We start from the raw sequence: 15,675 nt of genomic DNA, 5'->3' as shown, positions 1-15,675 counted from the left end.
CGACGTCCGGGAACACCCCGACGTCCGGGAACACCCCCGACGTCCGGGAACGCCCCGCTACGGCCGGGAACACCCCAGCTACGTCCGCAGCACCACGTCCGCCAGCGCCGCCGGGTCCTCGGCCGCGATGAACGCCCGCTCCTGGGCGGCCCAGCGCTCCCACTCCCGCGCGAACACCTCGCCGTCCCGGCCGATCGCCCGGTCCCACCGCACGTCGTCGTCCGCCTCGAGCCACACCCGCAACGACGCGAGCGGCGCCGACGCCCTGGAGAGCGCGCCGCACCCCTCGACGACGATCGGCAGGTCGGGGTCGACGGCGGTCCAGTCGGCCTGCCGCGAGGTGCCCCAGTCCCACCGCCGGTAGCCGGACGGGCCGCCGAGCACGTCGGTCACGACCGCGTCCGCCGCAGCCCGCAAGCCGTCCCAGCCCGGGTAGACGCTGTCGAGGTGCGCGACCTGCGCCCCGAGCCGCTCGGCGACGGCATCACCGAGGGTCGTCTTGCCGGTGCCGGAGCGTCCGTCGATGAGCACCACGACGCGCCGGTCCCCCCGGGCGGTCGCAGCGCCGGCCGCAGCAGCCGCGACGGAGTCCGCCAGGCCGTGCGCACCCGGGTCAGACACGCCACGTCCCCACGCACACCGCGACCGCGATCGACACCGCCCCGATCCCGACGAGCACCGCGACCATCGCCCACTCCGGCCCCGCGAACCGCGCCGTCCGCGCCCACGTCCGCTTGCCGGGAGCCCCGAACCCCCGCGACTCCATCGCCACCGCCAGGGTCGTCGCACGCCGGAGCGCCAGCACGAGCAACGCGAACGCCATCGATGCGCCACGTCGCAGCCGCCCGGTGTCGGCCACGCCGCGAGCACGGCGCGCCATCCCGAGCTGCCGCCAGTCGTCGCCGAGCAGCGTCACCATCCGGATCGCCGCGAGCGCCCCGAGCACGAAGCGTGCCGGGAGGCGCAGCAGCTGGGCGAGTCCGTCCGCGAGGTCCGTCGGGTCGACCCGGATGAACAGCACCACGGCGGGCAGCCCCACCGCGAGCACCCGGAGCGCCGTCGCCAGCGCGAGCGTCAGCGACCCGTCGGTCACGTGCGCGAACCCGAGGTCGAACCACTCCCGACCGGACGGCTTCCCGTACAGCGCGATGCTCAGCGCCGTCAGCGGCACCGCCACGAGCACCGGCGAGGTCCGCAGCAGCAGCGTCCGCGGTGGGATCCGCAGCAGCGGCACGAGTGCGAGTTCGAGCGCCAGTGCGACGGCCGCCGAGACGACGTCGAGGCTCAGGACGAGGCAGACGCCGAGCGCGAGCACGCCCAGCAGCGAGGCGACCGGTTGAACGCCGCGCACACCGCGCGGGGTCGGGACGGGGCCGACGCCACGGCCTGGAGGCGCGGGTCGCCCGAGCGGGTCCGCTGCGGTCCCGGGGGCGGTCACCGTCGAACCTCCGTGGTCGGGTCCGCCCGGACGGGCTCGGTGGCCGGGTCCGGTGGGGCGGGCTCGGTGGCCGGGTCCGGTGGGGCGAGCTCGGTGGTCGGGTCCGGTCGGACGGGGTCCGCTCCGCGCTCGCCGAGGACGACCTCGTCGGCGTCGAGCGCCCGGACGAGGTCACGGTCGTGCGTGATCGCCACGATGGCCGTCCCCTCGTCGGCGAGCGCGCCGAGCCGATCGACGACGGCCTGCCAGGTCGCGCGGTCCTGCCCGGACGTCGGTTCGTCGAGCACGATCACCGGCGGCCGCGAGGCCACCACCGTCCCGATCGCGAGCCGCCGCTGCTCCCCTCCGGACAGCGTGAAGGGGTTGGCGTCCGCCAGGTGTGTGAGACCGAAGGCGTCGAGCAGCTCGTCGACCCGCTCGTCGACGTCCGGCTGGCCGAGGGCGCGGGGACCGACGGCCAGTTCCTCGCGGACGGTGCGGGCGACGAACTGGTGCTCGGGGTCCTGGAAGACGGTGCCGATGCGGGCGGCCAGCTGCCGGCTCGTCCACGCCACAGGGGTGTCCCCGGCGTCGTCGCGCAGCACGGGGGTCGCCCGGAGCTCGCCGGCAGCGGGTCGGAGGAGTCCGGCGAGCGTGAGGCCGAGCGTGGACTTGCCGACGCCGTTCGGCCCCGTGACCGCGATGACCTGCCCCGCCCGTACGTCGAGGTCGATCCCGCTTCCCACGGGCTGCCGCTTCCCCCGCGCGGTCCCCAGCCCCCGCGCCACGAGCAGCTCGGCCGCCGCGTCGCCGAGCGCGTCGCCGAGCGCGTCCACCCGAGCGCCGCCGAGCGCCTCGCCGAGCGGGCGGAATCCCGCGGTCCCCCCGCCGCCCGACCCTGGTTTTTGACCCGCTCGCCCCGCGCCGCCGAGCGGGCGGAATCCCGCGGTCTCCCCGCCGCCCGACCCTGGTATTCGACCCGCTCGCGCCGGGCGACGACGGCCCCGCGCAGCACCACGAGCCGGCTCCGATCCGGGCACCCACACACCGGCGGCCGTCAACGCCGCACCGTGCGAGGCCAGCACCTCCGCCGGCACCCCGTCCGCCACCACTCCCCCCGCGGGCTCCAGCAGCACGAGCCGGTCCACCAGGTCGAGCCACGTGCCGATCCGGTGCTCGACCACGAGCAGGGTGGCCCCCGTCTCTCCGAGCAGCGCCCGCACGGCATCGTGCACCTGCGAGACGCCGGCCGGGTCGAGGTTCGCGCACGGTTCGTCGAGCACGAGGGCTCCCGGCCGCATCGCGAGCACGCCCGCCAACGCCAGCCGCTGCCGCTGCCCGCCGGAGAGCATCGTCGTCGACCGGTCGAGCGGCAGGTCGAGCCCGACGACGTCGAGCGCCGACACGACACGCTCCCAGATCTCCGCGGGCGGGACCCCCGCGTTCTCGCAGCCGAAGGCCACGTCGTCGCCGATGCGGGACATCACGGTATGGGCCTCGGGGTCCTGCATGACGAGTCCGACACGCCCGCGGACCGTCCGGGGATCGACACCGTCCACGAGGACCGTGCCCGCAACCGAGGCAGCGGTGTCGTCGGTGTCGTCGGGTTCGTCGGGCAGCACGGCCGCGACCGCCCGGAGCAGCGTCGACTTCCCGGCCCCGGACGGCCCGACGATCGCGACCCGTTCCCCGGGCTCGACGATCAGGTCGACGCCCCGGACCGCCCACGCGTCACGGTCGGCGTACCGCCACCCCCAGCCGTCGAACACGATGCGCGCCGCGGGCGTAGCCGTGCCCCGGCGGACGGACGACGGCGAGGACACGACGGTCACGCGACGGCGCTGGTCCGACGCCTCGAGTGCTCACGACCCGCGGCGAAGGACGACAGGACCCCGGTACCGGCGAGCGCCCGCACGAGGAACCACGAACCGAGTCCGGCGATCACCGCGCCCGACACCACGGCCGAGACGATGTAGACGGCCTTGAACCCGGCGTCGAGTCCGGCGTACCAGATGATGCTGTCGTTGATGCCGAGCGCGAGCCCGGCGGCGGCACCGGCGAGCACGACGACCGGCAGGCGGTACACCCGGTACAGGAAGAGCGCGAGGACGAGCTCCGCCCCGAGGCCCTGCACGAGGCCCGCTTCGAGTGTGCCCCAGCCCCACTGGGTCCCGAACAGGGCCTCGACCGAGGCGGCGACGATCTCGCCGTAGAGCGCGGCTCCGGGCTTCCGGACGACGATCGCGACGACGGGTCCGGCGAGCAGCCAGACCCCGCCGAACAGTGCCTGCGTGCCCGGGAGCACCAGCGCCATCAGCGCACTGAGCGGCTCGTAGCCGAACTCCCAGACCCGGAAGACGACGCCGAGCGCGACGGCGAGGACGCTCGCGACGACGATGTCGACGACCCGCCAGCGCAGCGAGCGCCTGGCGATCGACGGTGTGGCGGTGAGATTGCCTGCAGACATGACTCTGACTCCTCCCTGCGCCGGCATGATCCGGATCAGGTTCGACGGTCGGAGCGCCGTTCGCTCCCTCTCAGCCCGGTGGTTCCGGACTCCCGTGTGTGTCTGGCCAGTCTAGACGCGTCCCACGCGCACGTGACGCGACCATGACGACGGCCTGGAGGCGCGTGGCGAGGCCGCCACGTGCCTCCAGGCCGTCAGTGGGTCACTTCTTGAGGACGCGCACCAGCTTGCGCAGGACGGTGCCGGTCACCCAGATGACCGGGATGCTGACGGCCATCAGGGAGATGAGGTTCGGCTCGAACTCGAGGTCCTTGCCGGGACGGCGGACGTAGGCGCCGATCGGGATGGAGACGGCGCCGCCGCCACCGCCGCCGTTCTCGTCGCCGTCCCCGCCACCGCCGAACCCGAACCAGCCGAGGGACACCGGGATGAGGGTCTGGTCACCGACCTCGACCGGCTCCCCGTAGTTCGTGGACACGCCCACCGGGCGTACCTTCTCTGCGATCTGCGACACGATGTTGGCCATGCGGCGGAGGCTACTCGCCCGTTCCTCCACAGGCTGCTTCGTCCGGGAACCGTCCACGGAGGGGGCTTGTCTGCGGACGCGGACGGCCCCCGCCGATAAGTTGGCGAAACCCACATCTGGAGGACCGCTTGCACACCTGGCCCGGCAACCCGTACCCGCTCGGGGCGACCTACGACGGAAGCGGCACGAACTTCGCGCTCTTCAGCGAAGTCGCCGAACGCGTCGAACTCTGTCTCTTCGACGACGACGGCAACGAGACCTGCGTCCCCCTGCTCGAGGTGGACGCGTACGTCTGGCACGCGTACCTCCCGAACGTCGGCCCCGGCCAGCAGTACGGCTTCCGCGTGCACGGCCCGTACGACCCCGCGAAGGGGCTGCGGACCAACCCGTCGAAGCTGCTGCTCGACCCCTACGCCAAGGCGACCAGCGGGGACATCGACTGGGACCAGTCGCTGTTCTCGTACACCTTCGGCGACCCGGACTCGACGAACGAGGACGACTCCGCGTCGCACATGATGAAGGGCGTCGTGATCAACCCGTTCTTCGACTGGCAGGGAGACCGCCCGCCGCGGACCCCGTACGGCGAGACGGTGATCTACGAAGCGCACGTCAAGGGCCTCACCGAGACCCACCCCGACGTCCCGGAAGAGCAGCGCGGCACCTACGCCGGCGTCTCGCACCCGGCCGTCATCGAGCACCTCAAGCGCCTCGGCGTCACGACGCTCGAGCTGATGCCCGTGCACCAGTTCGTCAACGACTCGACGCTGCAGGACAAGGGGCTGTCGAACTACTGGGGCTACAACACCATCGGGTTCTTCGCACCGCACTCCCACTACTCGTCCTCGGGCGACCAGGGGCAGCAGGTGCAGGAGTTCAAGACGATGGTGCGCGAGCTCCACCGCGCCGGCATCGAGGTCGTCCTCGACGTCGTCTACAACCACACGGCCGAGGGCAACCACCTCGGTCCGACCCTGTCGTTCCGCGGCATCGACAACGCGGCGTACTACCGCCTCGTCGACGACGACCAGCGGTACTACATGGACTACACCGGCACCGGCAACTCGCTCAACGTCGGGCACCCGCACTCGCTGCAGCTCATCATGGACTCGCTCCGCTACTGGGTGACCGAGATGCACGTCGACGGCTTCCGCTTCGACCTCGCCGCTGCGCTCGCCCGCGAGTTCTACGAGGTCGACCGGCTGTCGGCGTTCTTCGAACTCGTGCAGCAGGACCCGATCGTGTCCCAGGTGAAGCTCATCGCCGAACCGTGGGACGTCGGCCCCGGTGGCTACCAGGTCGGCAACTTCCCGCCGCAGTGGTCGGAGTGGAACGGCAAGTACCGTGACACCGTCCGTGACTTCTGGCGCGGCGAGCCCTCGACCCTCGGCGAGTTCGCCTCCCGGATCTCCGGCTCGGCAGACCTCTACGAGCACGACGGCCGGACGCCGAAGGCCAGCATCAACTTCATCACCGCGCACGACGGCTTCACGCTGTACGACCTCGTCGCCTACAACGAGAAGCACAACGAGGCCAACGGCGAGGACAACAACGACGGCGAGAGCCACAACCGCTCCTGGAACTCCGGGGCCGAGGGGCCGACCGACGACGAAGCGGTGAACGCACTCCGCGTCCAGCGCCGCCGCAACTTCCTGGCGACGCTGCTCCTCAGCCAGGGCGTCCCGATGATCGCGCACGGCGACGAGCTCGGACGGTCACAGTCGGGCAACAACAACGTCTACGCGCAGGACTCCGAGCTCAGCTGGATCGACTGGGAGTCGGCGGACGAGGAGCTCATCCAGTTCACGGCCGACGTCGTCAAGCTCCGGCATGACCACCCGACGTTCCGGCGCACGCGCTACTTCAACGGGCGTCCGGTCCGCCGCGGCGAGGGCGAACCACTGCCCGACGTGGTGTGGCTGACCCCCTCGGGTGACGCCATGGACCCCGAGGACTGGGACTCCGGCTTCGGCAAGAGCGTCGGCATGTACCTGAACGGCGAGGGCATCCGCGGACGTGACTCCCGCGGCGAGCGGGTCACCGACGTCGCGTTCATCACGTACTTCAACGCCCACGACGACACGGTGACGTTCACCCTGCCGCCCGAGGAGTACGCCCCCGGGTGGACCGTCCGGATCGACACGGCGGACCCCGGTGCCCGCGACGAGGTCCTCGAGGCCGGCACGCCGCTCGACGTGCCCGCACGCTCACTGATCGTGCTGCGGGCAGAGCCGGAGCACGAGGTCACGGTGACCCCGGTCGAGGTCGAGTTCAGCGAGCCGATCACCCCGGCCCCGCAGAGCGCCGTCACCCCGGCGAACCCGGCCGGCTCGACCGCACCCTCCGGCACGACGGGCGGTGCGTGATGGCCGAACGCCGCACCCCGGCATCCACCTACCGACTGCAGGTCACGCCGGACTTCGACCTCCGGCAGGCGCAGGACGTCGTCGGTTACGTGCGTGACCTCGGCGCCGACTGGCTGTACCTGTCGCCGGTGCTGCAGGCCGAACCGGGCTCGCAGCACGGTTACGACGTCGTCGACCACAGCCACGTCGACACCGAGCGCGGCGGCGACGACGCGCTCCGGGCGCTCGCCGAGGCCGCGCACACCGCAGGACTCGGCGTCCTGGTCGACGTCGTGCCGAACCACGTCGGTGTCGCCACCCCCGAGTCGAACCCGTGGTGGTGGTCCCTGCTCGAGCACGGGCAGGACTCCCCCGTCGCCTGGGCGTTCGACGTCGACTGGCAGGCCGGCGACGGCAGGCTCCGCGTGCCGGTGCTCGACGACCGGCTCCTCGACGCGGTCGAACTCCGCGACGGGCGCCTGTACCTCGGCGACACGGCGTACCCGACTGCTCCGGGCACGGTGCACGACGGCGACACGGTCGAGGCCGTCCACGCCAGGCAGCACTACGAGTTCGTGCACTGGAAGCGGGCCGACCACGAGCTGAACTACCGCCGGTTCTTCGCGGTGAACACCCTCGCGGCCATCCGCGTGGAAGAACCCGAGGTGTTCGCGGCGTCGCACGACACGATCGGGGGCTGGTTCCGCGACGGGCTGGTCGACGGCCTCCGCATCGACCACCCGGACGGCCTGTACGACCCCGCCGGGTACCTGCAGGACCTCGCCGGGCTGACCGGCGGCGCCTACACGCTCGTCGAGAAGATCCTCGAGCCCGGTGAGCAGCTGCCGAGCTCCTGGCCGGTCGACGGTACGACCGGGTACGACGCCCTCGGGGTGCTCGACCGCGTCTTCGTCGACCCCGCCGGCGAGGAAACGCTGACCGCTGCGTCCGGCGCCGAACCGACCGACTGGCAGCAGCTCACGCACGACACCCGTCGCGGCATCGCGGACGGCATCCTCGGCAGCGAGGTCGAACGACTCGCCCGACTGCTGGCTCCGGTCACCGACGGGTTCCCGCACGAGCGGGTCGTTGACGCGCTGGCCGAGGTCGTCGCCTCGTTCGACGTCTACCGGACGTACCTCCCCGAGGGAGCGCACCACCTCATCGACGCACTCGAACGCGCCGCCGAGGCCCGCCCGGACCTCGACGACGTGATCGACCGGATCGCCCCGGCGCTCGTCGACCCGTCGAACGCCGCCGCGATCCGCCTGCAGCAGACCAGCGGCATGGTGATGGCGAAGGGCGTCGAGGACACCGCGTTCTACCGGACGTCGCGCCTGACCAGCCTGAGCGAGGTCGGTGGCGACCCGAGCGTGTTCTCGGTGTCCGTCGCGGACTTCCACCAGGCTCAGCGCGATCGGCTCGGCAGCTGGCCGCACACGATGACGACGCTCACGACGCACGACACGAAGCGCAGCGAGGACACCCGCGCGCGCATCGCCGTCCTCGCCGAGATCGCGCCGGAGTGGGCGACCGCGCTGGAACGACTGCAGTCCCTCGCACCGCTCGAGGACGCCGTGCTGGCGGACCTGCTCTGGCAGGCGGTCGTCGGTGCACGCCCCGCAAGTCGGGAGCGCCTGCACGCCTACGCCGAGAAGGCCTCGCGCGAGGCGGGTGACAGCACCACGTGGACTGAACCGGACGAGGACTTCGAGCGCCGCATGCACGCGCTCGTGGACGCGGCGTTCGACGATCCCGCCGTGGTCGCCGTGCTCGACGCGCTCGACGAACGGATCGACGCTGCGGGCTGGTCGAACGGGCTCGCGCAGAAGCTCGTGCAGCTCACCGCCCCCGGCGTCCCAGACGTGTACCAGGGCACCGAGTTCTGGGACCGCTCGCTGGTCGACCCGGACAACCGTCGGGCGGTGGACTACGCCGAACGCCGGCACGTCCTCGCCGAACTCGACGGGCCGGACGACGACGGCCCGGAGCACCTGCCGAGCATCGGGATCGACGGAGCCGCGAAGCTGCTGGTGACCAGCCGGGCGCTCCGAGTCCGACGCGACCACCCGGAGCTCTTCACCCGGTACCTCGCGCTCGAGGCCACCGGGAGCGCAGCCGACCACGTACTCGCTTTCGACCGCGGCGGTGCCGTGACGATCGCCACGCGACTGCCGATCGGGCTGCGACGCGTCGGTGGGTGGGGTGACACGCTCGTGCACCCGGTTCCGCTCGACCGCGTCGACCTGCTGACCGGCCGCCGGGTACCCGCTGCCCGGGGCATCGCCCTGTCCGAACTGCTCACCGACTACCCGGTGGCACTGCTCGTCCCCGCGCACGTCGTGGATCCGACCGACCACGGGACCGAGGCCGGCGCGGGCGCCGCGACCACCGGCCCGGCGGCTGCCGGCGCCGCGACCACCGACCCGGCGGCTGCCGGTGACGTCGGCGAGTCCGACGAGCAGGCCGAGATCGACATCCTGGAGGGGCACGCATGACCGTTCCCGACCGCTACGGCGTCTGGGCCCCCGCTCCCGAGCGGGTCCGCCTCGTCGTCGACGGCACCGAGTACCCGCTGACCCGCGGCGACGACGACTGGTGGACGACCGACCAGGTGCTCCCCCACGTCGGCGCCCGCTACGGGTTCCGCATCGACGACGACGACGCGGTTCGGCCCGACCCGCGCAGCCGGTTCCAGCCCGAGGGGGTGCACGGCCCCTCTGAGGTGGTCGATCCCTCCCGGTTCTCGTGGACGGACGACGCGTGGACCGGACGCCCCGCACGCGGTGGTGTCATCTACGAGATGCACGTCGGCACCTACACACCGGAGGGCACGCTCGACGCGGCAGCCGCGAAGCTCGACCACCTGGTGGAGCTCGGGGTCGAGTTCGTCGAGCTGCTCCCGGTGAACGCGGTGAACGGCGAGTGGAACTGGGGCTACGACGGGGTCGGCTGGTTCGCCGTGCACGCCCCGTACGGCGGCCCGGACGCGTACGACCGGTTCGTCGACCGGGCGCACGCGCTCGGCCTCGGCGTCATCCAGGACGTCGTCTACAACCACCTCGGGCCGAGCGGCAACTACCTCCCGCTGTACGGGCCGTACCTGCTGCAGGGACTCGGCAACACGTGGGGCGACTCCGTGAACGTCGAGCACCCGGAGGTCCGCCGGTACGTGCTCGACAACGTCCGGATGTGGTTCCGCGACCACCACGTCGACGGGCTCCGGCTCGATGCCGTACACGCGATCCGCGACACCACCCGCCCGCACGTGCTGCAGGCGATGGCGTCCGAGACCGACGCGTTCTCGTCGTTCGTCGGGCGTCCGCTGTCACTGATCGCGGAGTCGGACCTCAACGACCCGATCATGTTCCGCCCGCAGGAGTCCGCGGGCTACGGGCTCGCCGGGCAGTGGTCGGACGACTTCCACCACGCGGTGCACGTGGCACTGACCGGCGAGACGAACGGCTACTACGCCGACTTCGCCCCGCTGTCGGCGCTCGCGAAGGTCCTGCAGCACGGGTTCTTCCACGACGGCACGTGGTCGTCGTTCCGGCACAAGCGGCACGGCCGACCGATCGACCGCGGGACCTCCCCGGCGACGGCGCTCGTCGTCGCGAACCAGAACCACGACCAGATCGGCAACCGGGCAGCGGGCGACCGGCTCGCAGCGTCCCTGACCGACGAGGGCCTCGTGATCGCGGCGGCCCTGACGTTGCTCGGCCCGTTCACGCCGATGCTTTTCATGGGCGAGGAGTTCGCTGCCACCACCCCCTGGCAGTTCTTCACGTCACACCCGGAGCCGGAGCTCGGCGAGGCCACCGCCAAGGGACGCATCGCCGAGTTCGCGGAACACGGCTGGGACGAGTCGGCGGTGCCGGACCCGCAGGACCCGTCGACGTTCACGAACTCGAAGCTCGACTGGGCTGACGTCGACTCCGAGCGGGGGTCGACGATCCTGCGGGCGTACCGGGTGCTCATCGCGCTGCGCCGCACCGACCAGGCGTTCGTCGACCCGCGCTACGAGGCGAACGCCGTCCGGTTCAGCGAGGACCGGCGCTGGCTCGTCCTGACCCGAGGGCTGCTCGGGCCGGACGTGGCACCGGTGCACATCGTGGTGAACTTCCTCGACGACGCGGCCGAGGTGCCCGTCCCCGGCGCCGTCGGCGAGGAGCTCTACCGCTTCGGCGAGGCCGAGGTCGAGACGGACTGCATCCGCTTCACCGGACGAGGCGTCGTCGTGGTGCGCTGAGCGCCGCTCCAGCCACAGCGACAGCGACAGCGACAGCGAAAGCGAAAGCGAAAGCGACAGATCCCCGTGGGAAGCCCACGGGGATCTGTCGCTCTCGCAGACCGGATGCTCAGATGTGGTCGCTGACCGCGTGCGCGTTCGTCCGCACCGACGGCAGCCGGCGGTGGTCCTTCACGAGGGACCGTGCCTCGCGGAGTCGTCGGTCGATGCCCCACTTCGTCACGAGGGTGAGGCTCTCGCGCACGATGTTCCCGCTCATCTTCGAGACGCCGAACTCGCGCTCGGTGAAGGTGATCGGGGTCTCGACGACGCGCAGGCCCGCCTCGAGCGCGCGCCAGCAGAGGTCGACCTGGAAGCAGTACCCCTTCGAGGCGACGCCGGCGAGGTCGATCCGTTCGAACGCACGGGCGGTGAACACGCGGAAGCCTCCCGTGGCGTCGCGCACCGCGATGCCGAGAGCCATGCGCGTGTAGAGGTTCCCACCGCGGGAGAGCACCTCGCGGTACCAGGGCCAGTTCTCGACCTTGCCGCCGCGGATCCAGCGCGAGCCGAGCACGAGGTCGTTGGTGTCGGCGAGCGCGATCATCTCCGGCAGGTACTCCGGGTGGTGCGAGCCGTCGGCGTCCATCTCGACGAGCTTGTCGTAGCCGTGCTCGAGCCCCCAGGCGAACCCGGCGAGGTACGCCCCGCCGAGGCCGTCCTTGACGGTGCGGTGCTTGACGTGGACCCGGTCGGTCTCACGGGCGATCGCGTCGGCGATGGCACCGGTGCCGTCCGGGGAGTTGTCGTCGACGACGAGCACGTGCACGTGCTCGTCGGTCGCCGCGAGCGTGCGCGCCACGATCGGGCGGACGTTCTCCGCTTCGTCGTAGGTCGGGATGATGACCAGGGTCGTGCTCATGGTGCTCCTTGCGCTTCACCCCGACGATATCGGGATCGACCTGCATCCCTCCGACGAGAGGTCTGCGAACACGATCAGTCTGCGCAGGGAACGGACTGAGCCTTCCGACCGGCGCGCCGCTCGCGACGCGACTGCCGAACGGCCTGGAGGCGCGGTGCCAGCTGGCACCGCGCCTCCAGGCCGTCAGTGGGTTGCGGATCAGGCGGGACGCTGCGCCGGGCTGACCGTCTTCGACGCGTCGCGCTCCGGGATGTCGCCGAGCGCCTCGTCGATGGCCTTGAGCGCATCGGCGTCGAGGGTGACGCCCGCGGCCTTGACGTTGTCGGTGACCTGCTCCGGACGCGAGGCGCCGACGATCGCCGACGCGACGTTCTCGTTCTGCAGGGTCCACGCGATCGCGAGCTGCGCGAGCGTGAGACCGGCCTGGTCGGCGACGGGCTGCAGGCGCTGGACGGCCTCGAGGACCTCGTCGCGCATGAACCGCTTGATCATGTCCGCGCCGCCCTTCTCGTCCGTGGCGCGGGAGCCCTCGGGCAGCGGCTGGCCCGGCTTGTACTTGCCGGTGAGCACGCCCTGCGCGATGGGCGACCAGACGATCTGCGACAGCCCGAGCTGCTTCGACGCGGGGACGACCTCGCCCTCGATGACGCGCCACAGCATCGAGTACTGCGGCTGGTTCGAGATGAGCTGGAAGCCGAGTTCCTTCGCGAGCGCGGCGCCCGCACGGATCTGCTCGGCATTCCACTCGCTGACGCCGATGTAGAGCGCCTTGCCCTGTCGGACGACGTCGGCGAACGCCTGCATCGTCTCCTCGAGCGGGGTCTCGTGGTCGTAGCGGTGCGCCTGGTAGAGGTCGACGTAGTCGGTCTGCAGCCGCGTCAGGGAGCCGTTGATCGACTCCATGATGTGCTTGCGCGAGAGGCCGACGTCGTTGTGCTGCTTCGGGCCGGTCGGCCAGTAGACCTTCGTGAAGACCTCGAGGCCGGCGCGCCGCTCCCCCTTGAGCGCCTCGCCGAGGACCTTCTCGGCGGCGGTGTTGGCGTACGTGTCCGCGGTGTCGAACGTGGTGATGCCGGCGTCGAGCGCTGCCCGCACGCACTGGGTGGCGACGTCGTTCTCGACCTGCGAGCCGTGCGTCAGCCAGTTGCCGTAGGTGATCTCGGAGATCTTGAGTCCGGAGTTGCCCAGGTACCTGAATTCCATGCCCCTGACGCTACCGGGCTTCGGGTGGGCGTGAGGGGCCGTGCGAGTACCTGCCGGGCGGTGGGCGGGTGGGCGCGGGCGCGGCGCGGGCGGGGGCGGGCGGGCGGGGGCGGGCGCGGGGGCGGGGCGCGGGCGCGGAGCGGGCGCGGGCGCGGGCGCCGAGCGGACGGGGGCGCGCTCGCTCTGGCGCGGGCTCTGGCACGAGCGGGCGAAATACCGCGGTCCGTTCATCACTGGACCCCGGCATTCCGCCCGCTCGACGCGCTGCGCGTTCGCGCTTCGACCACCTCACCCATGCGGAGTCCCCGTCGGCCTTGCGTCCTCCCTCTGTCCGCTGCCGTCCGCCCTCCGCCCTCCGCCCTCCGCCCTCCGCGAGCGGGCGGAACCCCCGGGTCGGCGAGCGAAGCAACCCCGGCATTCCGCCCGCTGGCGCAGCGGAGATTCCTCCTCCACAAGCGGGTCGCGACCGCGACCATCCACACTGGAGGCGCGACTCGCGTTCAGCACACCGACCCGGCACGAGCATGTGGTGATGACCGCCAGACGTCCACTCCCGTTGGTCCTGCGGAACGCCTCCTTCCGCGTCCGGACCGCCCTGCACAAGGGGGTGTCGCGGGGCCGACTGGACGCGCGTGACCTCGTCCGTCCGTTCCACGGGATCCGCACCTGGTTCGAGCCGCGCACGACCGAGGAACGCGCACGGGCGCTCGCACCGCGACTCCGGCCCGACCAGGTCTTCAGCCACGTCACCGCTGCCGCCGTCCTCGGCTTCCCGCTGCCCCGCAGGATCGAGCGGGATCCCCGACTCCACGTGACGACGATCGGTGTCGATCAGGCACTGCGTGTGCGCGGAGCCGTCGGACACCGGGCGAAGTACGGCACTGTCCGGATGTCGATGTCACGAGGCGTCCCGATCAGCAGTCCCGCAGACACTTTCGTCACGCTCGGCGCGGTCTTGACGATCGACGAACTGGTCATCGTCGGAGATGCGCTCGTCGGATGGCTCGGCTGGGTCACGCTCGACGAACTGGTGACGGCTGTCCGGCGACGACGAGGGATCCGGGGCGTCCGGAAACTCCGGGCCGCACTCGGGGAGATCGTGGTCGGTTCTCGGTCCCCAGGCGAGACGAGGACTCGGCTGGCGTTGATGCGACGTGGGCTCCCCGCACCGGCACTGAACCACGACGTCGTGGTCGAAGGGCGGTGGGTTGCCTGCGTGGACCTCGCGTACCCGGCGGCGAGGGTTGCGATCGAGTACGAGAGCGACCTCCATCGCACCGACGCGGCGACCTTCCGGAAGGACCTCACTCGCGGGGAGCACCTCAAGGACGTGGGCTGGTGGCTCGTGCGTGCCACCGCCGACGACGTCGGACGAGATGTGGACCGGTTCGTCGCGAGGGTCTGGCGGCTGCTCCAGATCGGCCTCGCCGGGTCCCACGACACGCGCATGGGAACACGTTCACCGAACAATGGTTGACGCTTCAACCAAAAGGGTGCAGACTGGCGTCGCATCAGTTCGATGCGGGCGCATGGATCGGGGGTCCGGTTCGTCCGCGTCGCAGCACACAGACTCGCTCGTTCGGAAGAAGGACTCATCATGACGCTCACCGCCGCAACCGTTCCCGGCTACCAGACCGGCACCTGGAAGATCGACCCGACCCACTCCGAGGTCACCTTCTCGGTCCGCCACCTCGCCATCAGCAAGGTCAAGGGCAAGTTCGAGACCTTCGACGCGACCGTCGTCACCGCCGAGAACCCGCTCGAGTCGACCGTCGAGGCGAACATCGACGTGGCGTCGATCAACACCGGGCAGGAGCAGCGCGACCAGCACCTCAAGACGAGTGACTTCTTCCTCACCGAGGAGCACCCGCAGCTCACCTTCCGCTCGACGGGCATCGAGGCCAAGGGCGACGACCTGCACATCGCCGGCGACCTCACGCTCCGCGGCGTCACCAAGCCGGTCGTCCTCAAGGCCGAGCTCGGTGGCTTCACCACGGACGGCTACGGCCAGGTCAAGTTCGGTGCCGAGGCGACGACGAAGATCGACCGCACCGAGTTCGGCGTGAACTGGAACGCCGCGCTCGAGGCCGGTGGCTTCACGCTCGGCAACGACGTGACGATCAACCTCGACGTGCAGTTCGTCCTCCAGGCGGCCTGAGCTCCGGCGAACCCGCCCGACTGAGGGCACCGAACACCAGCAAGACCACCCGAACCGAGACGAACGCCCCGACTCCTCCCCCACGGAGTCGGGGCGTTCGTCGTTCCCGGCCGCCCCGGACTGCGGGCGCCGTCACGGCTCGCGCGGGTCCGCGGTGGCGGTCGCGGCGTCCCTCGAAGTCCGCGGTCGCCGAGCGGGCGATACGCCCGGGTTCCCGCGGCCCGCGACCGCGGCATTTCGCCCGTTCACGCCCAGCGCGGCCGTTGGTTCCCTCGGGCGTGACGCTCGCACGGCCGAGCGGGCGGAATACCAGGCTCCTCCGGTTCGGCACCCCGGTGTTTCGTCCGCTCGCGCATGGCCCGCGCATCGCTCGCGCATGGCCCGCGCATGGCCCGCGCATGGCTCGCGCATG

At 71.6% G+C, this 15,675-nt stretch carries 12 protein-coding genes and 1 riboswitch; of the genes, 5 read left to right on the top strand and 7 right to left on the bottom strand.

Annotation, left to right across the window (positions count from 1 at the left end; genetic code table 11):
* Window positions 1-78: 78 nt before the first annotated feature.
* The 5 genes from BLT36_RS08130 to BLT36_RS08110 all read right to left on the bottom strand — a co-directional run bounded on the left by BLT36_RS08130 (window position 79) and on the right by BLT36_RS08110 (window position 4,410).
* Window positions 79-621 carry a nucleoside/nucleotide kinase family protein gene (locus BLT36_RS08130; RefSeq protein WP_254787442.1) on the bottom strand — a complete coding sequence of 181 codons (543 nt, stop codon included), beginning with the start codon at window positions 619-621 and terminating at the stop codon, window positions 79-81.
* On the bottom strand, window positions 614-1,438 hold the full coding sequence (locus BLT36_RS08125; RefSeq protein ID WP_368086368.1) for an energy-coupling factor transporter transmembrane component T family protein: 825 nt from the start codon (window positions 1,436-1,438) through the stop codon (window positions 614-616). The genes BLT36_RS08130 and BLT36_RS08125 overlap by 8 nt, the downstream gene beginning before the upstream one ends.
* A complete protein-coding gene (locus tag BLT36_RS08120) occupies window positions 1,435-3,240 on the bottom strand; it encodes an ABC transporter ATP-binding protein (protein WP_175529581.1) in 1,806 nt (601 codons plus the stop codon). The genes BLT36_RS08125 and BLT36_RS08120 overlap by 4 nt, the downstream gene beginning before the upstream one ends.
* A 5-nt stretch (window positions 3,241-3,245) precedes the next feature.
* Window positions 3,246-3,884, bottom strand: coding sequence for an ECF transporter S component (locus BLT36_RS08115; protein WP_092093801.1), 639 nt, complete (start codon window positions 3,882-3,884; stop codon window positions 3,246-3,248).
* Window positions 3,879-3,990, bottom strand: a riboswitch (TPP riboswitch). Its footprint overlaps the gene before it by 6 nt.
* Window positions 3,991-4,086: 96 nt before the next feature.
* Window positions 4,087-4,410 carry a hypothetical protein gene (locus BLT36_RS08110; protein WP_092093798.1) on the bottom strand — a complete coding sequence of 108 codons (324 nt, stop codon included), beginning with the start codon at window positions 4,408-4,410 and terminating at the stop codon, window positions 4,087-4,089.
* A gap of 128 nt (window positions 4,411-4,538) precedes the next feature.
* Here BLT36_RS08110 and glgX point away from each other — a divergent pair, with 128 nt between their 5' ends.
* The 3 genes from glgX to treZ are packed head-to-tail and all read left to right on the top strand — an operon-like array spanning window position 4,539 to window position 11,001.
* Entirely contained in the window at window positions 4,539-6,773 is a 2,235-nt protein-coding gene (gene glgX / locus BLT36_RS08105; RefSeq protein ID WP_092093796.1) for a glycogen debranching protein GlgX, read from the top strand.
* Complete coding sequence (gene treY / locus BLT36_RS08100; protein ID WP_092093793.1) at window positions 6,773-9,250, top strand: malto-oligosyltrehalose synthase; 2,478 nt, start codon at window positions 6,773-6,775, stop codon at window positions 9,248-9,250. Before glgX ends, treY begins: the two co-directional genes overlap by 1 nt.
* Window positions 9,247-11,001: a malto-oligosyltrehalose trehalohydrolase gene (gene treZ, locus BLT36_RS08095; protein ID WP_092093791.1), complete on the top strand. Its 1,755-nt coding sequence runs from the start codon at window positions 9,247-9,249 to the stop codon at window positions 10,999-11,001. Before treY ends, treZ begins: the two co-directional genes overlap by 4 nt.
* 109 nt (window positions 11,002-11,110) lie before the next feature.
* On the opposite strand, the gene BLT36_RS08090 is transcribed toward treZ, so the two are convergent.
* Together BLT36_RS08090 and BLT36_RS08085 are read right to left on the bottom strand one after the other, a co-directional pair.
* On the bottom strand, window positions 11,111-11,902 hold the full coding sequence (locus BLT36_RS08090; RefSeq protein WP_092093788.1) for a polyprenol monophosphomannose synthase: 792 nt from the start codon (window positions 11,900-11,902) through the stop codon (window positions 11,111-11,113).
* Window positions 11,903-12,100: 198 nt separating this feature from the next.
* Window positions 12,101-13,105 carry an aldo/keto reductase family protein gene (locus BLT36_RS08085; protein ID WP_092094497.1) on the bottom strand — a complete coding sequence of 335 codons (1,005 nt, stop codon included), beginning with the start codon at window positions 13,103-13,105 and terminating at the stop codon, window positions 12,101-12,103.
* A gap of 532 nt (window positions 13,106-13,637) precedes the next feature.
* Between BLT36_RS08085 and BLT36_RS18700 the strand changes: the two genes are divergently transcribed.
* Both BLT36_RS18700 and BLT36_RS08075 read left to right on the top strand, forming a co-directional pair.
* Complete coding sequence (locus tag BLT36_RS18700) at window positions 13,638-14,582, top strand: hypothetical protein (RefSeq protein WP_175529544.1); 945 nt, start codon at window positions 13,638-13,640, stop codon at window positions 14,580-14,582.
* 120 nt (window positions 14,583-14,702) lie between these two features.
* The gene (locus tag BLT36_RS08075; protein WP_092093783.1) at window positions 14,703-15,263 is read left to right on the top strand and encodes a YceI family protein; all 561 of its coding nucleotides are present in this window, start codon (window positions 14,703-14,705) and stop codon (window positions 15,261-15,263) included.
* The last annotated feature ends 412 nt before the right edge of the window (window positions 15,264-15,675 follow it).

The sequence above is a fragment of the Curtobacterium sp. UNCCL20 genome, from assembly GCF_900101675.1.
Taxonomy (GTDB): domain Bacteria; phylum Actinomycetota; class Actinomycetes; order Actinomycetales; family Microbacteriaceae; genus Curtobacterium.
The sequence above is the reverse complement of the archived record's forward strand: the minus strand, read 5'-3'. Positions and strand labels throughout refer to the sequence as shown.